Here is a 3,264-nt window from a genome sequence, read left to right on the forward strand (position 1 = left end):
AGACAGCTCCCGGGCCAAGGTGGCGTTCGACCTGATTACCGATTTCTCCCAGACCGATGGCGACCACATCGACGTGTCGGGTATTACCGGCGGCTCTGGCAGCTTCATCGGCTCGGCGGCGTTCAGCGGCGCCGCCGGCGAGGTCCGCTTCGTGGCGGGAGCCGACGAGACCAATGTATACATCGACGCCAACGGCGACGGCTGGGCCGATGGGCAGATCCGCCTCCTCGGTTCGATCACGTTGACCGCGGGCGACTTCGTGCTCTGAACGACATCCGTGTCGTCAGCAGCCGATCGGCAACAGGCGTCGTAGTCGATCGCGATGCCTGTTGCCGTTATCGATCAGGCCGGCCCCTCGGCGTCGGCCACTTTCCCGCGTCGATGATCTTGGTCTCCAGGCCGCGTGGCATAGCTCATTCCTTCCTCGCGCCGGGTGGTAGCATCTCCAATCGGTGCCGCCGGCCTCGGCCGCCGGCGGCTGGGTGACCGGGACGCCATGGCCGTTCACCCATTCCGGCCCGGTTAGACGGTCGGCTCGTTTTTGGCCAACGACGAGAACGATAGGGGAACATGGCGGGCTGCATCGGTGCCGATGCGGCTGATGGTCGAGCGGTGGACAGCGAACAGCCGGGCGATGTCGGCAGGGGTTCTGCCCTTGGCGAGCATGTCGAGGATCTCCGTCTTCTGATCGGCAGTGAACTTAGGCCTGCGGCCGCCGCGGCGTCCTTGTGACAGGGCGGCCCTGAGGCCGGCCTGGGTCCGCTCTTTGACCATGGCGCGCTCGAACTCGGCGAAGGAGCCGAGCATCTGCATCATCATGCGGCCCGCCGGCGTTGTCGTGTCGATCGCCTCGGTCACCGAGCGGAAGCCGGCCTGGGCTTCCTCGATCTTCTCCAGGATCAGCAGCAAGTCCATGAGGGAGCGCGACAGCCGGTCGAGCTTCCAGACGACGAGGATGTCGCCATGCTGCAGCCGGTCGAGCAGGCGGTGCAGTTCGGGCCGGTCCCAGCGGCCGCCGGAGGCGCGCTCCTCGTAGATCAGCTTGCACCCGGCGGCCTTGAGGGCTTCGATCTGGGGCCGGGTGTCCTGGTCCTAGTACTACAGTTGCGTGTACCGCTTGTAGTGACTGACCGTGGCCGCAGCCTGATGGCGACGTCGCCATAACGACCACGCCAAGACGAAGGGCTTTTGGGTCGGCGGGCGGATGAGCAGTCGGGCAAGCAGATAGCGGATCTCCGGCACGCTGGGCACAAGAGCGGCCATGCGGATCAGGCGGTGATTGGTTCGCCCGGACTCGTTTCGTTCGGTTTGCGCCATGCGCTGCGGCGAAGATCGGCCGACAGCTTGGAGAGGAATGCCAGGGCGACCATGCAGAGGCTCATGTGTCGATGCCATCCGTGCCAGGAGCGGGCTTCACAGTGGTCCAGGCCCAGGTCGTCCTTGGCACGCTCGAAGCACTCCTCGACCGCCCACCGCAGTCCCGCGACCGCGGCCAGGTCCGCGAGCGTCGAGCCGGGCGGGGCGAACGCCAAGTAGTAGGTTTCCTCGGCGGACTTGGAGCGTTTGCGGCGGACGAGCAGCCAGTGCTCGAAGCCCTGCTCGGAGGTCCACGGGCGGCGGATGCGCGCCCAGTCGTAGAGCCTTGGGCCTTTGGCGCCTTCGCCGGCGGCGTGGCAAGACCAGTCGCTGGGCGTCAGTTCGCCGGCGAGCTCCTCGGGGCAGGTCTCCTCGAACCATCGCTCGCCGCCGCGCCGCATGGCGTGTGCGCCGCGGACGGCCAGGACGTAAGGCTGATGTCGCGCCTCGAGCATGCGCCGCAGGCTGCTGTCGGCCCCATAGACCGTGTCGCCCAGGACGTAGGCGCAAGGGATGCCCGCGTCCAACGCCGCCTCGATCATGGCGCGTGCCATCTTCGGCTTGGTCATGAACTCGACCGAACTCGGGATCGAGGTCCGCTCACAGCGGGCGCGGTCCTTCGTCCAACTCTCTGGCAGATAGAGCCTGCGATCGATCAGCGCCTGGCCGTAGCGGCTGGCGTAGGCCAGGAACACGCCGACCTGACAGTTCTCGATCCGCCCCGCCGTCCCCGAGTATTGGCGCGCCACACCGGCGGAGTGCTCGCCCTTCTTCACGAACCCTGTCTCGTCGACAATCAGCACCCCGTCCGGCTCGCCCAGCGCCTCCACCACATAAGCGCGGACTTCATCGCGCAGTTGGTCGGCGTCCCAGCGACTCCGGCCGAGGAGCGCCTGCATCCGATACGGCCGCTCGGCTCCCGCCTGCTCGGCCATCAGCCAGCCGGTCTTGCGCTCAATCCCCGACAGCAGCCCGTCGAGAAACGCCGATGCGGTCTCTCGCAGCTGTCGGCGCGGGAGAACTCGGCCAACCCGCGCCTTCACCGCCGCGAGTTCCCGCTCCCAGCCCAACAACGCTCCCGACCATGTTGCAACGGACATCTCTGATCCCCTTCAACTCACCAAAGGGAATCAGAAATCTCTCTATCCCGCAACTGTAGTACTAGAGCATTTTCCGATCAATCGCAGTCATATCCGGCAGCACTAAAGTAGTTCTGGCAATCGTCAGGTGTGAAGGCGTCGACGGCCAGTGCGATCGCCTGCCAGAGGTCGTCGACGGTCCTGGGGGCGAGCTTCTTGAGGAAGGCCTTGAGTTTGGAGAAGGCCATCTCGATCGGGTTGAAGTCGGGGCTGTAGGCCGGCAGGAAGCGCAGCTTGGCGCCGGTGCCTTCGATGGCCCTGCGCACGGCAGCAGGTTTGTGGGCGGGCAGGTTGTCCATGACGACGATGTCGCCCGGGTTCAGCGTCGGGACCAGGACCTGCTCGACATAGGCCAGGAAGGCGGGGCCGTGCATGGCGCCGTCGAGCACCATCGGCGCGGTCATGCCGTCGAGCCGCAGGGCGCCGACGAAGGTCGTGGTCTTCCAGTGTCCGTGCGGCACGGGCGCCCGGCAGCGCTGGCCGCGGCGGGCCCGGCCGCAGCGGCGGGCCATCTTGGTCGAGGTGCCGGTCTCGTCGATGAAGACGAGCCGTTCGGGATCCAACTCCGGCTGCAGCTCGAACCAGGCGCGTCGCCGCCGCAGGATGTCAGGACGCTGCTGCTCGGCGGCATGCGCGGTTTTTTTTGAAGGTCATGCCGGGAGTGTCCGAGGGTCTGTGTAAGTGAAGGCTGTGGGTCCAATATTTAGTAGTGGAGGACCTGCAATGACGACACTGCGACCGGAGCTTCTGGACGAGCTGCTGTCGGGGT

Annotated in this window: 2 protein-coding genes and 2 pseudogenes; 1 reads left to right on the forward strand and 3 read right to left on the reverse strand. The window is 66.3% G+C overall.

Annotated features, from left to right (window positions below; translation table 11 throughout):
* Positions 1-268, forward strand: a 268-nt coding sequence (locus ACFW16_RS35895; RefSeq protein ID WP_380313893.1) for a M10 family metallopeptidase C-terminal domain-containing protein, incomplete at its 5' end; no start/stop codon positions are given.
* 254 nt (positions 269-522) lie between these two features.
* On the opposite strand, the pseudogene ACFW16_RS35900 reads toward ACFW16_RS35895, so the two are convergent.
* The 3 genes and pseudogenes from ACFW16_RS35900 to ACFW16_RS35910 form a co-directional block, all read right to left on the reverse strand.
* Positions 523-1,077: pseudogene (locus ACFW16_RS35900) on the reverse strand (recombinase family protein); the annotation flags it as partial.
* Positions 1,078-1,268: 191 nt separating this feature from the next.
* A complete protein-coding gene (locus ACFW16_RS35905) occupies positions 1,269-2,456 on the reverse strand; it encodes an IS701 family transposase (RefSeq protein ID WP_380313894.1) in 1,188 nt (395 codons plus the stop codon).
* Between the two features lie 77 nt (positions 2,457-2,533).
* Positions 2,534-3,139 (reverse strand): annotated as a pseudogene (locus ACFW16_RS35910) (IS630 family transposase); the annotation flags it as partial.
* Positions 3,140-3,264: the final 125 nt, after the last annotated feature.

It is taken from the genome of Inquilinus sp. NPDC058860 (assembly GCF_042743185.1).
In the GTDB taxonomy this organism is placed as follows: domain Bacteria; phylum Pseudomonadota; class Alphaproteobacteria; order DSM-16000; family Inquilinaceae; genus Inquilinus.